The sequence below is a fragment of the Pseudomonas sp. JL3 genome (genome assembly GCF_031570575.1).
GTDB lineage: Bacteria > Pseudomonadota > Gammaproteobacteria > Pseudomonadales > Pseudomonadaceae > Aquipseudomonas > Aquipseudomonas cucumis.
Genome location: NZ_JAKWJK010000002.1, coordinates 135415 through 155605 on the forward strand (window position 1 = coordinate 135415; position 20191 = coordinate 155605).

Consider the following 20191-nt stretch of genomic DNA (forward strand, 5'->3'; position numbering starts at 1 on the left):
ACTCCAATAATAAAAAGGCCGAGCCATGTCACTAATCCTGGAGCACGTCAGCCGCACCGTCGAGGGCCAGACCTGGATCGACGATGCGTGCCTTAACTTCGAACCCGGATCGTTCAATGTTTTGCTCGGTCGCACGCTGTCCGGCAAAACCAGCCTCATGCGCCTGATGGCAGGTCTGGACAAGCCCGACAGCGGCCGCATCTTGATGAACGGCGTCGACGTCACCCAGCGCCCGGTGCGTTTGCGCAACGTATCGATGGTTTATCAGCAGTTCATCAATTACCCGACCATGACGGTGTTCGAGAACATCGCTTCGCCGCTGCGTCAGTCCGGTGTTTCCAATGAGCTGATCCAGAGCAAAGTGCTGGAAACCGCGAAGATGCTGCGCATCGAGAAATTCCTCCAGCGTTATCCTTTGGAGCTCTCGGGCGGTCAGCAACAACGCACAGCCATGGCCCGGGCGCTGGTCAAGGATGCCGAGCTGATTCTGTTCGATGAACCACTGGTCAACCTCGACTACAAGCTGCGCGAAGAACTGCGCCAGGAAATGCGCGAGCTGTTCAAGGCCCGGCACACCATCGCGATTTATGCCACCACGGAACCCAACGAAGCCCTGGCACTGGGCGGCACCACCACGATTCTTCACGAAGGCCGGGTGATTCAGAGCGGCAAGTCCTCTGAGGTCTATCACCAGCCGCAAACCGTGCTGGCGGCGGAGCTGTTCTCCGAGCCGCCGATCAACCTGATGCCGGGGCGCATCGCCGGCAACGAAGTCAGTTTCGCCAATTTCGTGCACTTTCCGTTGAACGTCGATCTGCGACCGGTGGGCGAGGGGGAGTTCCGTTTTGGCGTGCGCCCCAGCCATATCTCGCTGGTGCCGAGCAACGACGACGATCTGGAACTGGCGGTAACCGTCGAGGTGGCCGAGATCAGCGGTTCGGAAACCTTCCTGCACGTGCGCAACGAGTATTTCCTGTTGGTGCTGCACTTGCCGGGTGTTCACGAATACGACGTCGACGCGCCGATTCGCATCTATATCCCGACCCATAAACTGTTTGTGTTCGATATGCAGGGGCGGCTGGTTCAGGCGCCTGGTCGCCGCATTGCGAGGGTTGCCTGATGGCCGAAATCCGTTTGCAGAACCTTGCCCACAGCTACACCCCGACGCCGACCGGACCTGAGGATTACGCGATCCGCGAGATGGACCACGTCTGGGAGCAGGGCGGTGCGTATGCGTTGCTCGGGCCTTCGGGGTGCGGCAAGTCGACCTTGCTCAACATCATTTCCGGGTTGCTCAGCCCGTCTCAGGGCCAGGTGCTGTTCGACAGTAAAGTGGTCAACGAACTGACCCCGGAAAAGCGCAATATCGCCCAGGTTTTCCAGTTTCCGGTGGTCTACGACACCATGACGGTGTTCGATAACCTGGCCTTTCCATTGCGCAATCAGGGTATGGACGAGGCGAAAATTCACACCAAGGTGCACGAAATCGCGGAAGTCCTTGACCTCCAGGCATTGCTGTCCAAGAAGGCGCGCAACCTCACCGCCGATGAAAAACAGAAAGTCTCCATGGGCCGTGGGCTGGTGCGCGATGACGTGTCGGCGATCCTCTTCGATGAACCGCTGACAGTGATCGACCCGCACCTGAAGTGGAAGCTGCGGCGCAAGCTCAAGCAGATCCACGAGCAGTTCAACATCACTATGGTCTACGTCACCCACGATCAGCTTGAAGCTTCGACCTTCGCTGACAAGATCGCAGTGATGTATGGCGGGCAAATCGTGCAGTTCGGTACGCCACGGGAATTGTTCGAGCGGCCGAGCCACACTTTTGTCGGTTATTTCATCGGCAGTCCGGGGATGAACCTGATCGAGGTCCAGCCGCAAGCCGGTGGTGTCGGTTTTGCCGGGACTCACTTGCCGTTGTCTGACGCGATGCAGAAACGAATCGCCGAGTCCGAATGGAAAACCCTGAAAGTCGGCATCCGTCCGGAGTTCATTCATGTGTGGGACGAGCCCTTTGATGACGCGATGCAGGCACAGGTCGTACACGTCGAAGACCTTGGCACTTACAAGATCATGACCCTGAACCTCGACGGTGCGCCGCTCAAAGTACGCCTGGCCGAAGACAAACCGGTACCCGAAGGCACGGCGTACATCAGTTTTCCGGCGCAATGGCTGATGGTCTACGCCGATGATTACCTGCTGGAGGTGCTGCCATGAGCAAGGTGCAGAACAACAAGGCCTGGTGGCTGGTGTTACCGGTGTTCCTGCTGGTGGCATTCAGTGCGGTGATCCCGATGATGACCGTGGTCAACTACTCGGTGCAGGACATTTTCGACCAGTCCAGCCGCTACTTTGTCGGCGCCGACTGGTACAAGCAGGTGCTGCTCGACCCACGGTTGCATGACTCCCTGTTGCGCCAGTTCATCTACTCCGCCTGCGTATTGCTGATCGAAATCCCGTTGGGCATCGCCATCGCCCTGACCATGCCGATCAAAGGCCGTTGGTCGTCGCTGGTGCTGATTATCCTGGCGATTCCGCTGCTGATTCCGTGGAACGTGGTCGGCACCATCTGGCAGATTTTCGGCCGGGCCGACATCGGGTTGCTCGGTTCGAGCCTCAATGCCATGGGCATCAACTACAACTATGCGTCCAACACCATGGACGCCTGGGTCACGGTGTTGGTGATGGACGTGTGGCACTGGACGTCGTTGGTGGCGCTGCTGTGTTTCTCCGGGCTACGGGCAATTCCGGACGTGTATTACCAGGCGGCGCGGATTGATCGGGCGTCGGCCTGGGCGGTTTTCCGACACATCCAGTTGCCCAAGCTCAAGAGCGTGCTGCTGATCGCGGTGATGCTGCGGTTCATGGACAGCTTCATGATCTACACCGAGCCGTTCGTTCTGACGGGGGGCGGTCCGGGCAATGCCACGACCTTCTTGAGTCAGACCTTGACCCAAATGGCCATCGGGCAATTCGACCTCGGTCCGGCGGCGGCTTTCTCGCTGGTGTACTTCCTGATCATCCTGTTGGTGTCGTGGCTGTTCTACACCGCCATGACTCACTCTGACGCCAATCGGTGAGGCCCGCCATGAGCAAGAGAAAGCTGATTCCACTGCTGATCTACATCCTGTTCCTGCTGGTGCCGATCTACTGGCTGCTGAACATGTCCTTCAAGAGCAACACCGAAATCCTCAGCGGTCTGACGTTGTTTCCTCAGGATTTCACCTTCGCCAACTACAAGGTGATCTTCACCGATCCGAGCTGGTACACCGGTTACCTCAACTCGCTGTACTACGTGAGCCTGAATACGGTGATTTCTCTGAGTGTGGCGCTGCCGGCGGCGTATGCGTTCTCGCGCTATCGTTTCCTCGGTGACAAACACCTGTTTTTCTGGCTGCTGACCAACCGCATGGCACCACCGGCAGTTTTCCTGCTGCCGTTTTTCCAGTTGTACTCGTCGATCGGGCTGTTCGACACCCACATCGCGGTGGCATTGGCCCATTGCCTGTTCAACGTGCCGTTGGCGGTGTGGATTCTTGAAGGCTTCATGTCCGGCGTTCCCAAGGAAATTGACGAAACCGCCTACATCGACGGCTACAGTTTCCCCAAGTTCTTCGTGAAGATCTTCATCCCGCTAATCGGCTCCGGGATCGGCGTCACGGCGTTTTTCTGCTTCATGTTTTCCTGGGTCGAGCTGCTGCTGGCGCGAACCCTGACTTCGGTGAACGCCAAACCCATCGCGGCGGTGATGACCCGCACGGTCTCGGCGTCCGGCATCGACTGGGGTGTGCTGGCGGCGGCGGGGGTGTTGACCATCCTGCCGGGCATGCTGGTGATCTGGTTTGTTCGCAACCACGTGGCCAAGGGCTTTGCTCTGGGCCGGGTATGAGGAACTGATGATGGAATGGATGAGTTGGACTGGCCCCACGGCGGCGTTCTTCAGCGTCATTGCCTTGATCCTGACCGGCATGACGACCTGGGAGTTGCGTTCGCCGAGTGTCCCTCGGCGTGGCTTTTTGCCGATTGCCACCACCCGTGGTGATCGGTTGTTTATCGGTCTTCTCGGCAGCGCCTACCTGCATTTGCTGGTAATCGGCGTCACCGACTGGAGCATCTGGGTAGCGTTCGCGTTGTCCCTGGTGTGGCTGTTGGCTGTGATGCGTTGGGGCTAGTCGAAATCGATCGGCAATGTTGCTCCGAAACCTAAACAGGAGGTCTCTATGTTCGACAAAAACAATAAGCTGCGACATAGCGTTTCATTGGCAGCCATGCTGGCACTCAGCGGGTTGAGCGCTGCGGCCTGGGCCGATGCCTATGAAGACGCCGCCAAGAAATGGATTGGCAGCGAGTTCAAACCGTCCACCCTGACCGAAGCCCAGCAGCTCGAAGAGCTGAAGTGGTTTATCAAAGCGTCCGAGCCGTTTCGCGGGATGAACATCAAGGTGGTTTCGGAAACCATTGCCACCCACGAATATGAATCCAAGGTGCTGGCCAAGGCTTTCACCGAGATCACCGGGATCAAGCTGACCCACGACCTGCTGCAGGAAGGCGACGTGGTGGAAAAGCTGCAGACCCAGATGCAATCGGACAAAAACATCTATGACGGCTGGGTCAACGACTCGGACCTGATCGGTACGCACTTTCGCTATGGCAAAACCGAATCGATCACCGACCTGATGGCCAACGAAGGCAAGGCCTACACCTCGCCAACGCTGGACATCAAAGACTTCATCGGCATCTCGTTCACCACCGCGCCGGACGGCAAGGTCTATCAACTGCCCGACCAGCAATTCGCCAACCTCTACTGGTTCCGCGCCGACTGGTTCGAGCGTGCGGATCTGAAAGCGAAATTCAAAGAAAAATACGGCTATGAACTGGGCGTACCGGTGAACTGGTCGGCCTATGAAGACATCGCCAAGTTCTTCAGCGAAGACGTCAAGGAAATCGATGGCAAACGCGTCTACGGCCACATGGACTACGGCAAGAAAGACCCGTCCCTCGGCTGGCGCTTCACCGACGCCTGGTTCTCCATGGCCGGCGCTGGCGACAAGGGCATTCCCAACGGCTTGCCGGTGGACGAGTGGGGCATCCGTGTCGAAGACTGCCATCCGGTTGGTTCCAGCGTAACCCGCGGTGGCGATACCAACGGCCCGGCGGCGGTGTATGCGACCACCAAATACGTTGACTGGATGAAAAAATACGCGCCACCGGAAGCGGCAGGCATGACCTTCTCCGAGTCCGGCCCGGTGCCATCCCAGGGCAACATCGCCCAGCAGATTTTCTGGTACACCGCGTTTACCGCCGACATGACCAAACCGGGCCTGCCGGTGATGAACGCCGACGGCACGCCGAAATGGCGCATGGCACCCTCGCCGAAAGGTCCGTACTGGGAGGAGGGCATGAAGCTCGGTTATCAGGACGCCGGTTCCTGGACCTTCCTCAAGTCCACGCCTGAAAAGCAAAAACTCGCAGCCTGGCTGTACGCGCAGTTCGTGACCTCGAAAACCGTATCCCTGAAGAAAACCATTGTCGGCCTGACCCCGATCCGCGAGTCGGACATCAACTCGCAAGCCATGACCGACCTGGCGCCGAAACTCGGTGGTCTGGTGGAGTTCTATCGCAGCCCGGCCCGCGTGCAATGGACCCCGACCGGGACCAACGTGCCGGACTATCCTCGTTTGGCGCAACTGTGGTGGAGCCACATCGCCGAAGCGGCCAGTGGCGAGAAAACGCCACAACAGGCACTGGACGGTCTGGCCAAGGATCAGGATGCGATCATGACCCGACTGGAACGCTCCAAGGTACAACCGACCTGCGGGCCGAAAATGAATCCTGAGCGGGATGCGCAGTACTGGTTCGATCAGCCGGGTGCGCCGAAAGCGAAACTGGCGGACGAGAAGCCTAAAGGCGAAACCGTGAGCTATGCCGAACTGCTGAAATCGTGGGAGGCAGCGCGTAAGTAATCGAATGTAATGTGAAACGCGAACGGCACCGAAAGGTGCCGTTTTGCTTTGTGCCTGATGGGCTGCCTTCACGAACAAGCCCACACGCAGTTAATCGTAGTAGTTCCCCAATGGTGTGTTCACTGGAGATCCCCTGTGGGAGCGGGTTTGCTCGCGAAGGTGTCATTGAAAACACCGCGGGCACTTCAGGTCAGCGCCGCCAGTTGTTGAACCGTCTCCGGAAAACGCTCAACCAGCCGGATCAGTGTTGTCGCCTGAGCATTAGGTTTCGCCCGTCCTTGCTCCCAGTTCTCCAGCGTCCGGGTGTTGGTGCGCAAGTACATCGCAAACACCGGCCGGGAGAGATTCAGTTGCTGGCGGATGCCAACCACTTCCTCTGCGGTGATCGGGGCGAGCTTGGCCAGTTTTACTTTGTGTGTACGGAGTGTGACTTTACCTTGGCGCTCATCGGCCAAGGCTTCAAACCCCTCTACCAGCTCGGAAAAAATGTCACGTTTCATCGCTCGTTCTCGCTTTGATTTCTCGATAAAGCATTTCTTTAAGCAGTTTTTTCTGTTGTGGCGTCAGATCGTCCTGCTCGTTTTTGCCATACAAGGTAAAGAGCCAGAATTGGTCGAAACCGGACCACCAGTAATAAATCACCCTCAGCCCACCGCGCTTGCCCTTGTTTCGCCGCTCATCCACCACTCGAATTTTGCGCAGACCTCCGGTGTCTTCGACGACATCTCCCGCTTCCGGGTTTTGCAGCAGCTCCTGCTGGAACCGGTGAAACAGATCGTCATCCAGGTATTCACTTCGATGCTTTTGAAATACGGGTAATTCGATAAAAAGAGCGTCCATGTTCTGTACGTTACCTGCGTATATTTCTATCACAAGAATCGAATAGGTCAAGGCTTCTGTTCCTGCCCAATTCGGTCAAGTCATTACGTTAAAGGCGAAGGCAGGATCGGGATGTAGGACGCGGCTGATTCACCCGCGAGGCGATTCTGGATATTGGGGAGGAGAGGGGGGAGCAATAAGGATCAAAAGCGTACGCAATACCCTGTAGGAGCTGCCGAAGGCTGCGATCTTTTGATCTTGTCCCCCAAACGCAAAAACGGCACCCAAAGGTGCCGTTTCTGTTTTCTACGATCTACCGCTACACGATCAACCCGCCAACCCCGACTGTTGAACCAGGTTCAGCAGCGGCTGTGGGTACAGGCCGAGGAAGAACGCCAGTACGGCAATCGCCAGCAGCATCCACAATGAACTGCTGGTCCAAGGAGGGTTGTATGCACGTCTGTGGCGGCGCCAGACCGAAGGGTTTGTCGCAATCGATTGACGTGTGGTCCCCGCTGCATCGCCATTCGTTCGGTAGCTGCTACGGGTACTCAAAAGCTTGCAGGAACATGCGCACGGCGGCCTTTGCCAAAAGCGCAGGTTCCGCAAAGCCGCTTCGAGATTGACTTGTCTGGCCATCCCCAGCACTATCCGCCCATGATTTACATACGCCGAATGAACATGATGTGTTCCTCGATGACCGCCTCTGGCGGGCCATGAGGTCATGCGTGCTTAGAATTTGACGTGTTACCCCAAGCCCCGCCAGAGATGGACGGGGCTTTTTAGTTCTCCGTCCGAACATGGCTGACGGAGAGTGAAATGTTCGAAATTAGACGAGCCAGCCACAGCGATTCCCAGACAGCATTCGACATTCGCCTTTTAGCGATCCGGCATCAATGCATCGGCGCCTATACCGAGACGCAGCTAATGGCCTGGACGGCTGGTGCGGCCGAGGATGGCTATTACACACTGATGGAGAAGCACTTCTATCTGGGCTGTATTGACGGAGAGCCGGTGGCGACAGGAATGCTTGACTTGGAGAACAGCGAAATCGGCGCGATCTTTGTGCATCCTGGCTTTATGCAGCGGGGTATCGGCAGGAGAGTCCTGGACCACCTCGAATGCCTGGCGCGAGAGTTGGGCCTGGAAGAAGTCAAGCTTGATGCCACTTTGAATGCGGCTGACTTTTACCGACGCTACGGTTTCGTGGGTGAGGAGCCTGCGATTTACCATTCCCCTTCGGGGCTTCAACTGGCGTGTGTTCCTATGGTGAAGGGGCTTTTATAGTGCAGGTTTGATTTGATCGCTCAGGAGCTGGAGCAAGAAAAAGGCTGCGATCACGGGTTTCTGAAAATCCATCATCCCACAAACGCAAAAACGGCACCCGAAGGTGCCGTTTCTGTTTTCTACCGAGTATCGCTTAAGCGATCAACCCGCCAACCCCGATTGTTGAACCAGGTTCAGCAGCGGCTGTGGGTACAGGCCGAGGAAGAATGCCAGTACGGCAATCGCCAGCAGCATCACGCCGCCTGCACGTTGTTCCCAGTGCAGCTGGGCATCGTGGCGACGCAGGTTCGGTTCCATCAGGTACAGGGTGACCATCACACGCAGGTAGTAGAAGACGCCGATGGCGCTGCCCAGTACCAGGGAGCCGACCAGCCACCATTGATGCGATTCGACACCGGTGGCGATGATGTAGAACTTGCCGATGAAGCCCGCGGTCAGCGGAATACCGGCCAGGGACAGCATCATTACGGTCAGGACGGCGGTCAGGTACGGACGGCGCCAGAACAGGCCGCGGTATTCGTACAGGGCATCCGCGTCACGGCCGTTGTACGGCGAGGACATCAGGGTAATCACACCGAACGCGCCGAGGCTGGTGATCACGTAAGTGACCAGGTACACGCCGATGGCTTCTACGGCCAGGCCTTTGCTCGCCACCAGGGCGATCAGCAGGTAACCGAAGTGAGCGATGGACGAGTAACCCAGCAGACGCTTGAGGTTGCTTTGGGTCAGTGCCAGCAGGTTACCGAACAGGATCGACGCGATGGCGATGATGGTTAGCACATCGCTCAGCACGCCACTGCTCGCCGCTGGCGAGATCTGGAACAGACGCACCATCACCGCGAACACAGCGACTTTCGATGCGGTGGCCAGGAACGCTGCCACCGGTGCCGGAGCCCCTTCGTAAACGTCCGGGGTCCAGAGGTGGAATGGTACCAGCGACAACTTGAACGCCAGGCCGATCAGCATCATGCCCAGGCCCAGTTGAGCCAGAGAACTTGGCAGACCGGTGGCCGCGAGGGCCTGACCGATGCCGTTGAAGCTCAGGCTGCCAGCGTCGGCGTAGAGCAGGGCCATGCCGAACAACAGGAACGCGGAACCGGCGGCCGACAGCACCATGTACTTGATGCCGGCTTCCAGCGAGCGCTTGTTGAAGAAGGCATACGCCACCAGACCGTAGACCGGTACCGAGAGCAGTTCCAGACCGACGAACAACCCGGCCAGGTGCTGCGCGCTGACCAGCACCAGGCCACCGGCGGCGGACATCAGGATCAGCAGGTAAAGTTCTTCACGGTTGCCCGGGTAGCCCGTACCGCCGTCGCCCAGGTAGGCGTGGGCGAGGGTCACACAGGCGAGGGTGGCGACCAGGATCAGCGCCATGTACAGGCAGGCGAACGTGTCGATCTGCAGCAGTGGAGTCACGGCCAGCGGCGCGACTTTCAGGGCTGGCAGGATCGACAGCAGCGCCAGGTTCAGACCTGCCACCGACAGCAGGAAGGTCTGTGAGTGATTGCGGCGCCATGCGATAGCCAGCATCACCACGATGATCGTGGCGCTGGTGATCAACAACGGCGCAAGCGCGATAAAGTGTTGAGTCGTGAATTCCATAGCGCTCTTACCGGGCCGAAGCGAGTTGAGTGAAGGCGGTGCCGAGCCACTGCTGCACGCCATGCATCGTCGCGGCAGAGGTATCGAGGAACGGTTGCGGGTACACGCCGATGTAGATCAGCAGCGCCGCAAGTCCAACCACCATGATCAGTTCGCGACCGTCCATGCCATGCAACACCGCGTCCGATTTCGACGGGCCGAAGAAGGCACGGTGGACCATGATCAGCGAGTACACCGAACCGAACACCAGGCCGGACGTCGCAATCACAGTGATCCATGGGGCGCTGGCGAAGGTGCCGATCAGGATCAGGAACTCACCGACAAAGTTACCGGTCGCCGGCAAGCCAAGCGATGCGGCGGCGAAGAACAGGCTCAGAGCCGGCAGGTAGGCAATCTTCGACCACAGGCCGCCCATCTCGCGCATATCGCGGGTGTGGGTACGCTCGTACAGCTGACCGGAGAGGATAAAGAGTGCCGCGGCCGACAGACCGTGCGCCAGCATCTGCATCACTGCGCCCTGCAGCGCCAGTTGGCTGCCGGAGTAGATGCCGATCAGCACGAAGCCCATGTGGGAAACGGACGAGAAGGCAATCAGACGCTTGATGTCGGTTTGCGCGAAGGCCAGGAACGCACCGTAGAAGATCCCGATCAGACCCAGGGCCATGGCGAACGGCGCGAACTCGGCCGAGGCATTCGGGAACAACGGCAGGGCGAAACGCAGCAAGCCATACGCCGCAGTCTTCAACAAAATACCGGCCAGGTCCACGGAACCCGCGGTCGGTGCCTGGGCGTGAGCGTCAGGCAACCAGGAGTGGAACGGCACCACGGGCAGCTTGACCGCGAAGGCGATGAAGAAGCCGAGCATCAGAATGTACTCGGTGGTCATCGACATCTTGGTTTTCAACAGATCGGCGTAGTTGAAGGTAATCACGCCGGTGTCGTTGAAGTTGACCAGTACCAGCCCCAGGATCGCCACCAACATGATCAGGCCGGAAGCCTGAGTGAAGATGAAGAACTTGGTCGCTGCGTAGATCCGGGTTTTCTTGCCGTCCGAAGAACTGTGACCCCAGAGCGCGATGAGGAAGTACATCGGCACCAGCATCATTTCCCAGAAGAAGAAGAACATGAACAGGTCGAGGGCGAGGAACACGCCGACGACACCGCCCAGGATCCACATCAGGTTCAAGTGGAAGAAGCCCACGTGACGCTGAATCTCTTTCCAGGAGCAGAGTACCGAAAGGACACCCAGCAGGCCGGTCAGCAGGATCATCAACAGCGACAGGCCGTCGAGGGCCAAGTGCACGTTGATGCCGAAGCGCTGGATCCAGACGTGTTTGAACTCAATCACCCAGGTCGGATCGGCACCCGGTGCTGGAGCAAATGAATAGTCACCGTTGGCCCACAGCCAGAGGCCGAGGGAGAGCAGCAGGGACATGGTGATCAGCGCAATCCAGCGGGGGAGGGTGGCGCCGAAGCGCTCACCCATCCAGCACAGCAGGCCGCCGATGAAGGGGATCAGGATTAGCCAGGGCAGAATCATGACGGGCTCGTTTCCTTTCGCAAGTTCGCAAGGTTCATATCAGACCGCTACCAGCACGACGGCGCCGATTACCAGCACGGCACCAGCAGCCATCGAGGCGGCATACCAACGCAGTTGACCGGTCTCGGTGCGGCTCAGGGCGGTGTGACCGCCTTTGGCCATACGCGGGATCAGACCTATGGTCTGGTCGAGCGGGTCTTTGCGCAGAATGTGGCTGATCGCAAGGTAAGGCTTGACGAACAGTTTGTCGTAGATCCAGTCGAAGCCCCAGGCAGCGAACCACCAGGCCGAAAGGAAGCGGCCGATGCCGCTGTTGGCGATGGCGGTGACGAAGCGGCGCTTGCCGAGGAACAGCAGCGCGGCCAGCAGGATACCGGCCAGGGCGATGGCGCCCGAGGCGATTTCCAGACTGTGCTTGGCTTCGCCGCCGGCATGGCCGACGCTTTCTGGCAGGACACCGTGCAGCGGCGGAACGATCATCGCGCCGACGAACGTCGACAGTACGATCAGCACCGACAGTGGCAGCCAGTGAGCAATGCCGTGACCGGCGTGCGCTTCGGTCTTCGCTTCACCGTGGAACGCGATGAAGATCAGGCGGAAGGTGTACAGCGAGGTCATGAAGGCACCGACCAGACCTGCATAAAGCAGACCCTGGTTACCGCTGGCGAACGCTTCCCAGAGGATTTCATCCTTGGAGTAGAAGCCCGCGGTCACCAGCGGCAAGGCCGCCAGGGCCGCGCCGCCGACGATGAAGCTGGCGTAGGCCAGTGGCAGTTTCTTCCACAGGCCGCCCATCCTGAAGATGTTCTGCTCGTGGTGGCAGGCAACGATCACCGAACCGGACGCAAGGAACAGCAGCGCCTTGAAGAAGGCGTGGGTCATCAGGTGGAAGATCGCGCCTTCCCATGCGCCGACGCCCAAGGCCAGGAACATGTAGCCGATCTGGCTCATGGTCGAGTAGGCGAGGATACGTTTGATGTCGGTCTGAACCAGTGCGGCAAAACCTGCCAGCACCAGCGTCACGCCACCGACCACACCCACCAGGTGCAGGATATCCGGCGCCAGGGCGAACAGACCGTGGGTACGGGCGATCAGGTAGACACCGGCGGTCACCATGGTCGCGGCGTGGATCAGTGCCGAAACCGGGGTAGGGCCGGCCATCGCATCCGCCAGCCAGGTTTGCAGCGGCAGTTGCGCGGATTTACCGACAGCGCCGCCCAGCAGCATCAGGGTCGCCAGAACGATCCAGAAGTCACCGGCCTTGAAGTGTTCAGGCGCCTTGACCAGCAGTTCCTGAATGTTCAGCGTACCCAACTGTTGGAACAGGATGAACAGGCCGATGGCCATGAACACGTCGCCGACGCGGGTCACGATGAAGGCTTTGAGTGCCGCGTTACCGTTGTTGCGGTTGCTGTAGTAGAAACCGATCAACAGGTACGAGCACAGGCCCACGCCTTCCCAGCCGAAGTACACGAACAGCAGGTTATCGGCCAGGACCAGGAACAGCATGCTGGCGATAAACAGGTTGGTGTAGGCGAAGAAGCGCGAGTAACCGGCTTCACCGCGCATGTACCAGGACGCGAACAGGTGGATCAGAAAGCCCACGCCAACCACCACACCGAGCATGGTCAGGGACAGACCATCCAGGTACAGCGCGAAGTTAGGCGTGAAGCCTTCCACCGCCATCCACTGCCACAACACTTGGGTATAGTGACCGCCTTCAGGGGGCGCAACGTTGAACTGCCAGATTATGTAAGCAGTAACGATTGCCGACAGGCCAATGGAGCCGACGCCGATCAGCGCCGAAAGGTTTTCCGACCAGCGACCGCGTGAGAACGCCAGCAGCAGGAAACCTATGAGAGGGAATACGAAAGTCAGATAGAGAAGGTTCATCCGCGCATCTCGCTGGCAGCGTCGATATCGAGAGTGTGGAAGCGGCGATACAGCTGCAACAGAATCGCCAGGCCAATACTGGCCTCGGCGGCTGCCAGGCTGATCACCAGAATGAACATGATCTGTCCATCCGGCTGCGCCCAACGGCTACCGGCAACGATGAACGCCAACGCGGAGGCATTCATCATGACCTCCAGGCTCATCAGCACGAAAAGAATGTTGCGCCGGACCATCAGGCCGACCAGACCGAGGCAGAACAGGATGCCGGCAACCGCCAGACCATGCTCCATAGGGATAGCAGGCATCGTCATTGCTCCTTGGCTTCGTTGCGGCCCAAGTGGAACGCCGTGACGGCTGCGGCGAGCAGCAGCATCGAGGCGAGTTCGACCACCAGCAGATACGGACCGAACAGGCTGATGCCCACGGCCTTGGCGTCTACGGTGGTGTGGCCGATGGCCTGACCGCTGGCGTCGCTGAACAGCACGTACAGCAGTTCAACCAGCAGCAGGGTGCCGAGTGCGACCGGGCCCAGCCAGATACCGGGCTTGAGCCAGACACGCTCTTGCTGAACCGAGGCCGGGCCCAGGTTCAGCATCATCACCACAAACACGAACAGCACCATGATGGCGCCGGCGTAGGCGATCACTTCCAGTACACCGGCAAACGGTGCGCCGAGGGCGAAGAACGTCATGGCCACGGCGATCAGCGAAATGATCAGGTAGAGCAGGGCGTGCACGGGGTTGGTGTTGGTGATCACGCGAAGCGTGGACACAACAGCGATACCCGATGCGAAATAGAAAGCGAATTCCATCTTTCTTCCTTAAGGCAGCAAGCTCTTCACGTTGATCGGTTCGGCTTCATTCTGCGCGGCGCCTTTCGGCTTACCGGCAATCGCCATACCTGCAACACGATAGAAGTTGTAATCAGGGTTTTTGCCGGGGCCGGAGATCAGCAGATCTTCTTTCTCGTACACCAGGTCCTGACGTTTGAACTCGGCCATCTCGAAATCCGGTGTCAGCTGGATCGCGGTGGTCGGGCAGGCTTCCTCGCAGAGGCCGCAGAAAATGCAGCGCGAGAAGTTGATACGGAAAAACTCCGGGTACCAGCGACCGTCATCGGTTTCAGCTTTCTGCAGCGAGATGCAACCGACCGGGCACGCCACGGCGCACAGGTTGCAAGCTACGCAACGCTCTTCGCCGTCGGGGTCGCGGGTCAGCACGATGCGCCCACGGAAGCGCGGCGGCAGGTACACGGCTTCTTCCGGGTACTGCAGCGTGTCGCGCTTGCGGAAGGCGTGGCCGAAGATCATCACCAGGCTGCGAAGCTGGGTGAAGAAGCCATGCACGATGTCAAAAATGTACTTCATGATTCTCTATCCTCACTGAGCCGCGACGGCGGGCGTGTTGAGCAACACGACCGCAGCGGTCACCAGCATGTTGACGAGGGTCAGCGGCAGGCAGAACTTCCAGCTGAAATCCATCACTTGGTCATACCGTGGGCGCGGAATCGAGGCGCGCAGCAGGATGAAGAACATGATGAAGAACGCGGTTTTCAGTGCAAACCAGATGAACGGGATCTGCGGCAGAATGCCGAACGGACCGTGCCAGCCACCGAAGAACAAGGTCACCAGCAGCGCTGAAATCAACACGATGCCGATGTACTCACCGACGAAGAACATGCCCCATTTCATGCCGGCGTATTCAATGTGGTAACCGTCGGCCAGTTCCTGTTCCGCTTCCGGCTGGTCGAACGGGTGACGGTGAGTCACGGCGACGCCAGCGATGAAGAAGGTCAGGAAACCGAAGATCTGCGGAATGACGAACCACAGGTTCTGCGCCTGGTATTCAACGATGTCGCGCATGTTGAACGAGCCAACCTGGATCACGATGCCCATAAGCGACAGGCCCATAAACACTTCGTACGACACGGTTTGTGCCGAAGCCCGCAAGCTGCCCAGCAGGGCGAACTTGTTGTTACTCGACCAGCCGGCGAACAGCACCGCGTAGACCGACAGACCGGCCATGGCGAAGAAGAACAGGATGCCGATGTTGATGTCCGCCACGCCCCAGGTCGGGGTGATCGGGATGATCGCGAAGGCAATCAGCAAGGCGCTCATGGCCACGACCGGCGCCAACGTGAAGATCACTTTGTCGGCGAACGGCGGGGTCCAGTCTTCCTTGAAGAACATCTTGATCATGTCGGCGGCGATCTGGAACGCGCCGAACGGGCCGACGCGGTTCGGACCGTAACGGTCCTGCCAGAGGGCGAGCAGACGACGCTCGACCCAGCTCAGCAGCGCGCCGCACACCACAACGGCGAGCAGAATCACGATGGCCTTGAGGACCGCGATGATTACGTCGATCACTTCAGGAGTGAACAAGGTCATAGCGCTGCCTCCTGCAGACCATCAACGGATTTGCCAAAGATCGCGGGCGGAATGCCAGCGATACCGGCTGGCAATGCGATCAGACCGGCACCCAGCTCTTCGTTGATGCGCAGCGGCAGACGCAGGGTCTGGCCGGCCACGTTCAGACTCAGCAGGGCACCGTCATTAACGCCCAGGCGATCGGCTTCGGACTTGGCCAGCGACAGGTAAGCGGCTGGAATGCGTTCTTGAACCGGCGCGGCTTTGGAAGAGTTCTCTTCGCTGCCGAACAGGTGGAAGAACGGCACGACCTGCCAGGTGCCCGGAGCCGGGTTGAACGCGCGCGGAACACTGGCGAACCAGTTCAGCGAATCACCGGTGCTTTCGATCAGGCGAGTGCCCGGGTCGCCCGCGCGGATGTGACCACCGACTTCGTCCTGGAACTTGTTCCAGGCTTGCGGCGAGTTCCAGCCCGGAGACCAGGCGAATGGTACTTGCTGACGCGGTTCGACCGAGCCCGAGTAACCTTCCATGGAGAACGAGAACGCGGTGTCGTTGTCCTGGGAAGTACGCGGTTCGTGCACGCTGATGTCGGCGCGCATGGCGGTCCGGCCGCTGTAACGCAGCGGTTCGCGAGCCAGTTTCAGGCCTTTGATGCGGAACGCGGCGGACGGTGCGGCATCGACGATGCGCGCCAGTTGCGGTTTGCTTGCAGCAACGGCAGCGGTGACGTGGTCCAGTTGGGTCCAGTCAATCGGCTGGTTCAGCAGGGTCGAACGCAGGGCATGCAGCCAGCGCCAGCCTTCGTGAACCAGAATGCTTGCGTCGAGGTAAGTCGGGTCGAAGACCTGGAAGAAACGCTGCGCGCGGCCTTCCTGGCTGACCAGCGTACCGTCGCCTTCAGCGAAACTGGCGGCTGGCAGAACCAAGTGCGCGCGATCGGTGGTGGCGGTCTTCTGGTGGTCCGCCACGATCACCACTTTCGCGGCGTTCAGAGCAGCATCGACCTTGGCTTTGTCGGTGCGGGTGTACAGATCGTTTTCCAGCACGACGATGGCGTCAGCCTTACCGTCGATCACCGCTTGCAGGGCTGCGTCGACCGAGTCACCACCGAGCATGGCCAGGCCGAGGCTGTTGGCCTCTGGCACGATCAGGCTGATGGAACCGTTCTTCTCGCGCAGCTTCAGGGCCTTGGCGATGTTCGCCGCGGCTTCGATCAGCGCCTTGGAACCCAGCGAGGTACCGGCAATGATCAATGGGCGCTTGGCAGCGAGCAGGGCATCGGCGATGCGCTGAGCCAGTTCGAGGGCTTCAGCGTCCAGGCCTTCAACGGCCGGCGCGCTGGCATCGAGGGCGTGAGCCACGGCGAAACCGATGCGGGCCAGGTCGTCTGGCGCTGCGTGAACGCATTCTTCCGCCACGTCGTCGAGCTTGGTTTCAGCCAGGCTGGCGATGAACAGCGGGTTCAGCGCATCTTGACCGATGTTCTTCACCGCGGCATCGAGCCACGGCTGAACGCGCATGGCGTCGGCCATGTCTTCGGCTTTGCCCTTGACCGATTGACGCAGGGCCAGGGCCATACGCGCAGCAGTCTGGGTCAGGTCTTCGCCAAGGACGAAAATCGCATCGTGGTCTTCGATGTCGCGCATGTTCGGGATTGGCAGCGGGCTGTCTTTGAGCACCTGCACAACCAGACGAATGCGCTCAAGTTCAGCGGCTTCGATACCGGAGTAGAAGTGCTCGGCGCCGACCAGTTCCAGCAACGCGTAGTTGCTTTCGAGGCTGGCGCGCGGCGAACCGATACCGACGATATTGCGACCGCGCAGCAGGTCAGCAGCTTTATCCAGCGCTTCGTCGAGGCTCAGCTTGGCGCCATTGGCCAGCAGTGGCTGACGCGGGCGATCTTCGCGGTTGACATAGCCATAACCGAAACGGCCACGGTCGCACAGGAAGTACTGGTTCACCGAACCGTTGAAGCGGTTTTCGATACGACGCAGTTCGCCGTAACGCTCGCCCGGGGAAATGTTGCAACCGCTGGAGCAGCCATGGCAGATGCTCGGCGAGAACTGCATGTCCCACTTGCGGTTGTAGCGCTCGGAGTGAGTCTTGTCGGTGAACACACCGGTCGGGCAGACCTCGGTGAGGTTGCCGGAGAACTCGCTTTCGAGGGTGCCGTCTTCAACGCGACCGAAGTACACGTTGTCGTGGGCGCCGAACACACCGAGGTCGGTGCCGCCGGCGTAGTCCTTATAGAAGCGCACGCAGCGATAGCAAGCGATGCAGCGGTTCATTTCGTGGGAAATGAACGGCCCCAATTGCTGATTCTGGTGGGTGCGTTTGGTGAAGCGATAACGGCGCTCGTTGTGGCCGGTCATCACCGTCATGTCTTGCAGGTGGCAGTGACCGCCTTCCTCACAGACCGGGCAGTCGTGAGGGTGGTTGGTCATCAGCCATTCGACGACGCTGGCGCGAAACACTTTCGCTTCTTCGTCGTCGATGGAGATCCAGCTGCCGTCGGTGGCGGGGGTCATGCAGGACATGACGATCCGACCACGCTTGTCGTTCTCGTCGGTGTACTGCTTGACCGCGCACTGGCGGCAAGCGCCAACGCTGCCAAGGGCGGGGTGCCAGCAGAAATAAGGGATGTCGAGGCCTAGCGACAGACATGCCTGTAACAGGTTGTCTGCCCCATCGACTTCGAGCTCTTTGCCGTCTACGTGGATAGTGGCCATGGTTCAAAGTTCTTCGTTGGCCCGGTGTCAGCGGGCGTGGCTAATGGAATCTTGTTATTCGCGTGAATCAACACAGCCGTTTACGGCGTCATCACACGAGAAGACGAAGGGCACGGACCCTTCGCCTTTTTAAGCGTTTACGCGCCGACTACGATCGGCTTTGCCAGAGGCGGGACGACGGCGCTGGTGGGCGCGATGCCGGCTTCGAACTCTGGACGGAAGTATTTGATGGCGCTGCCCAAAGGCTCCACGGCACCCGGTGCGTGTGCACAGAAGGTCTTGCCCGGGCCGAGGAAACCGACCAGACCCAGCAGGGTCTCGATATCGCCGGCTTGCCCTTCACCATTCTCGATCGCGCGCAACAGCTTGACGCTCCACGGCAGACCGTCACGGCATGGGGTGCAGAAGCCGCAGGATTCACGGGAGAAGAACTCTTCCATGTTGCGCAGCAAGGACACCATGTTGACGCTGTCGTCCACCGCCATGGCCAGGCCGGTACCCATGCGGGTACCCACTTTGGCGATGCCGCCGGCGTACATTTGCGCGTCCAGGTGTTCCGGCAACAGGAAACCGGTACCGGCGCCGCCTGGCTGCCAGCACTTGAGCTTGTAACCGTCGCGCATGCCGCCGGCGTAGTCTTCGAACAGCTCGCGACCGGTGACGCCGAACGGCAATTCCCACAGGCCAGGGTTCTTGACCTTGCCGGAGAAGCCCATGAGCTTGGTGCCCATATCCTCACTGCCGACCCGGGCCAACGATTTGTACCAGTCCACGCCGTCGGCAATGATCGCCGGCACGTTGCACAGGGTTTCGACGTTGTTTACGCAAGTCGGCTTGCCCCACACGCCTACGGCGGCAGGGAAGGGCGGCTTGGAGCGCGGGTTGGCGCGGCGGCCTTCGAGGGAGTTGATCAGTGCGGTTTCTTCACCGCAGATGTAACGCCCGGCGCCGGTGTGCACGAACAGCTCGAAATCGAAGCCGCTGCCCAGGATGTTCTTGCCCAGCAGGCCTGCTGCCTTGGCTTCTTCCACGGCACGGTTCAGATGCTTGGCGGCGGTGGTGTATTCGCCACGCAGGAAGATGTAGCCACGGTAGGTTTTCAGTGCGCGGGCACTGATCAGCATACCTTCGATCAGCAGATGGGGCAGTTGCTCCATCAGCATGCGGTCTTTCCAGGTGTTCGGCTCCATTTCATCCGCGTTGCACAGCAGGTAGCGGATGTTGATGGATTCGTCCTTGGGCATCAGACCCCACTTCACGCCCGTGGGGAAGCCTGCACCGCCGCGGCCCTTGAGGCCGGAATCTTTCACGGTCTGGACGATGTCGTCCTGGGCCATGTCGGCGAAGGCCTTGCGCGCAGCGGCGTAACCGTTCTTGGCCTGGTATTCGTCGAGCCATACGGCTTCGCCGTCATCACGCAGACGCCAGGTGAGCGGGTGAGTCTCGGCCGAACGCTTGATGCGGTTAGCTGGACCAAAAGAAGTCAGGGTCATACGTAGCCCTCGAGCAATTTGGCAACGCCGGCAGGCTGCACATCACCGAACGTGTCGTCGTCGATCATCAGCGCCGGCGCCTTGTCACAGTTGCCGAGGCAGCAGACTGGCAGCAGGGTGAAACGACCGTCGGCGGTGGTTTGACCCAGGCCGATGCCCAGCTTGCTCTGGATTTCGCTGACCACCGACTCGTGGCCGCCGATGTAGCAGACCATGCTGTCGCAGACGCGAATGATGTGACGGCCCACGGGTTGACGGAAGATCTGGCTGTAGAACGTCGCCACCCCTTCAACGTCGCTGGCCGGGATGCCGAGGATCTCGCCGATGGCGTAGAGCGCGCCGTCAGGCACCCAGCCACGTTCCTTCTGGACGATCTTCAGGGCTTCGATCGACGCCGCGCGCGGGTCTTCGTAGTGATGCAGCTCGTGCTCGATGGCCGAGCGCTCGGTTTCGCTCAGGGCGAAACGGTCTGTCTGGATAAGCGGGCTGTTCAT

The 20191-nt window shown here is 59.6% G+C and carries 19 protein-coding genes and 1 pseudogene; 7 read left to right on the forward strand and 13 right to left on the reverse strand.

The genetic code is table 11. The features are described 5' to 3' along the window. Window positions 1-25: 25 nt before the first annotated feature. The 6 genes from MMG91_RS03795 to MMG91_RS03820 are packed head-to-tail and all read left to right on the forward strand — an operon-like array spanning window position 26 to window position 5963. Window positions 26-1120: an ABC transporter ATP-binding protein gene (locus MMG91_RS03795; protein ID WP_030130905.1), complete on the forward strand. Its 1095-nt coding sequence runs from the start codon at window positions 26-28 to the stop codon at window positions 1118-1120. Continuing rightward, a complete protein-coding gene (locus MMG91_RS03800) occupies window positions 1120-2217 on the forward strand; it encodes an ABC transporter ATP-binding protein (protein WP_305446162.1) in 1098 nt (365 codons plus the stop codon). The genes MMG91_RS03795 and MMG91_RS03800 overlap by 1 nt, the downstream gene beginning before the upstream one ends. Next, a complete protein-coding gene (locus tag MMG91_RS03805) occupies window positions 2214-3080 on the forward strand; it encodes a carbohydrate ABC transporter permease (protein ID WP_310658797.1) in 867 nt (288 codons plus the stop codon). Before MMG91_RS03800 ends, MMG91_RS03805 begins: the two co-directional genes overlap by 4 nt. An 8-nt stretch (window positions 3081-3088) precedes the next feature. After that, window positions 3089-3889: a carbohydrate ABC transporter permease gene (locus MMG91_RS03810; RefSeq protein WP_290026443.1), complete on the forward strand. Its 801-nt coding sequence runs from the start codon at window positions 3089-3091 to the stop codon at window positions 3887-3889. A 10-nt stretch (window positions 3890-3899) separates the two neighbouring features. After that, window positions 3900-4172, forward strand: coding sequence for a DUF2160 domain-containing protein (locus MMG91_RS03815; protein WP_258622733.1), 273 nt, complete (start codon window positions 3900-3902; stop codon window positions 4170-4172). Between the two features lie 48 nt (window positions 4173-4220). Beyond that, complete coding sequence (locus MMG91_RS03820; protein ID WP_310658798.1) at window positions 4221-5963, forward strand: ABC transporter substrate-binding protein; 1743 nt, start codon at window positions 4221-4223, stop codon at window positions 5961-5963. Between the two features lie 185 nt (window positions 5964-6148). Here the strand turns inward: MMG91_RS03820 and MMG91_RS03825 are convergent, their stop codons facing one another. From MMG91_RS03825 to MMG91_RS28895, 3 genes and pseudogenes are all read right to left on the reverse strand, one after another. Continuing rightward, on the reverse strand, window positions 6149-6463 hold the full coding sequence (locus MMG91_RS03825) for a DNA-binding transcriptional regulator (RefSeq protein ID WP_030130910.1): 315 nt from the start codon (window positions 6461-6463) through the stop codon (window positions 6149-6151). Further along, the gene (locus MMG91_RS03830; protein ID WP_310659071.1) at window positions 6453-6803 is read right to left on the reverse strand and encodes a toxin; all 351 of its coding nucleotides are present in this window, start codon (window positions 6801-6803) and stop codon (window positions 6453-6455) included. Before MMG91_RS03830 ends, MMG91_RS03825 begins: the two co-directional genes overlap by 11 nt. Before the next feature lie 306 nt (window positions 6804-7109). After that, window positions 7110-7202 (reverse strand): annotated as a pseudogene (locus MMG91_RS28895) (hypothetical protein); the annotation flags it as partial. 399 nt (window positions 7203-7601) lie between these two features. Here MMG91_RS28895 and MMG91_RS03835 point away from each other — a divergent pair. Next, entirely contained in the window at window positions 7602-8069 is a 468-nt protein-coding gene (locus tag MMG91_RS03835; RefSeq protein ID WP_310658799.1) for a GNAT family N-acetyltransferase, read from the forward strand. 141 nt (window positions 8070-8210) lie between these two features. Here the strand turns inward: MMG91_RS03835 and nuoN are convergent, their stop codons facing one another. The 10 genes from nuoN to nuoE form a co-directional block, all read right to left on the reverse strand. After that, window positions 8211-9674, reverse strand: coding sequence for an NADH-quinone oxidoreductase subunit NuoN (gene nuoN, locus MMG91_RS03840; RefSeq protein WP_310658800.1), 1464 nt, complete (start codon window positions 9672-9674; stop codon window positions 8211-8213). A gap of 7 nt (window positions 9675-9681) precedes the next feature. Further along, window positions 9682-11214, reverse strand: coding sequence for an NADH-quinone oxidoreductase subunit M (gene nuoM, locus MMG91_RS03845; protein WP_253544860.1), 1533 nt, complete (start codon window positions 11212-11214; stop codon window positions 9682-9684). 39 nt (window positions 11215-11253) lie between these two features. Next, window positions 11254-13107 carry an NADH-quinone oxidoreductase subunit L gene (gene nuoL, locus MMG91_RS03850; RefSeq protein ID WP_310658801.1) on the reverse strand — a complete coding sequence of 618 codons (1854 nt, stop codon included), beginning with the start codon at window positions 13105-13107 and terminating at the stop codon, window positions 11254-11256. Further along, the gene (gene nuoK, locus MMG91_RS03855; protein ID WP_007946416.1) at window positions 13104-13412 is read right to left on the reverse strand and encodes an NADH-quinone oxidoreductase subunit NuoK; all 309 of its coding nucleotides are present in this window, start codon (window positions 13410-13412) and stop codon (window positions 13104-13106) included. Before nuoK ends, nuoL begins: the two co-directional genes overlap by 4 nt. 2 nt (window positions 13413-13414) lie before the next feature. Next, window positions 13415-13918: an NADH-quinone oxidoreductase subunit J gene (nuoJ, locus tag MMG91_RS03860; RefSeq protein WP_007905076.1), complete on the reverse strand. Its 504-nt coding sequence runs from the start codon at window positions 13916-13918 to the stop codon at window positions 13415-13417. Window positions 13919-13927: 9 nt separating this feature from the next. Then, the gene (nuoI, locus tag MMG91_RS03865; protein ID WP_019648466.1) at window positions 13928-14473 is read right to left on the reverse strand and encodes an NADH-quinone oxidoreductase subunit NuoI; all 546 of its coding nucleotides are present in this window, start codon (window positions 14471-14473) and stop codon (window positions 13928-13930) included. A gap of 12 nt (window positions 14474-14485) precedes the next feature. Further along, complete coding sequence (nuoH, locus tag MMG91_RS03870) at window positions 14486-15493, reverse strand: NADH-quinone oxidoreductase subunit NuoH (RefSeq protein ID WP_007905066.1); 1008 nt, start codon at window positions 15491-15493, stop codon at window positions 14486-14488. Then, window positions 15490-18204 carry an NADH-quinone oxidoreductase subunit NuoG gene (gene nuoG / locus MMG91_RS03875; RefSeq protein ID WP_310658802.1) on the reverse strand — a complete coding sequence of 905 codons (2715 nt, stop codon included), beginning with the start codon at window positions 18202-18204 and terminating at the stop codon, window positions 15490-15492. Before nuoG ends, nuoH begins: the two co-directional genes overlap by 4 nt. A 137-nt stretch (window positions 18205-18341) precedes the next feature. Next, a complete protein-coding gene (gene nuoF / locus MMG91_RS03880; RefSeq protein WP_310658803.1) occupies window positions 18342-19697 on the reverse strand; it encodes an NADH-quinone oxidoreductase subunit NuoF in 1356 nt (451 codons plus the stop codon). Beyond that, complete coding sequence (nuoE, locus tag MMG91_RS03885; protein ID WP_007940871.1) at window positions 19694-20191, reverse strand: NADH-quinone oxidoreductase subunit NuoE; 498 nt, start codon at window positions 20189-20191, stop codon at window positions 19694-19696. Before nuoE ends, nuoF begins: the two co-directional genes overlap by 4 nt.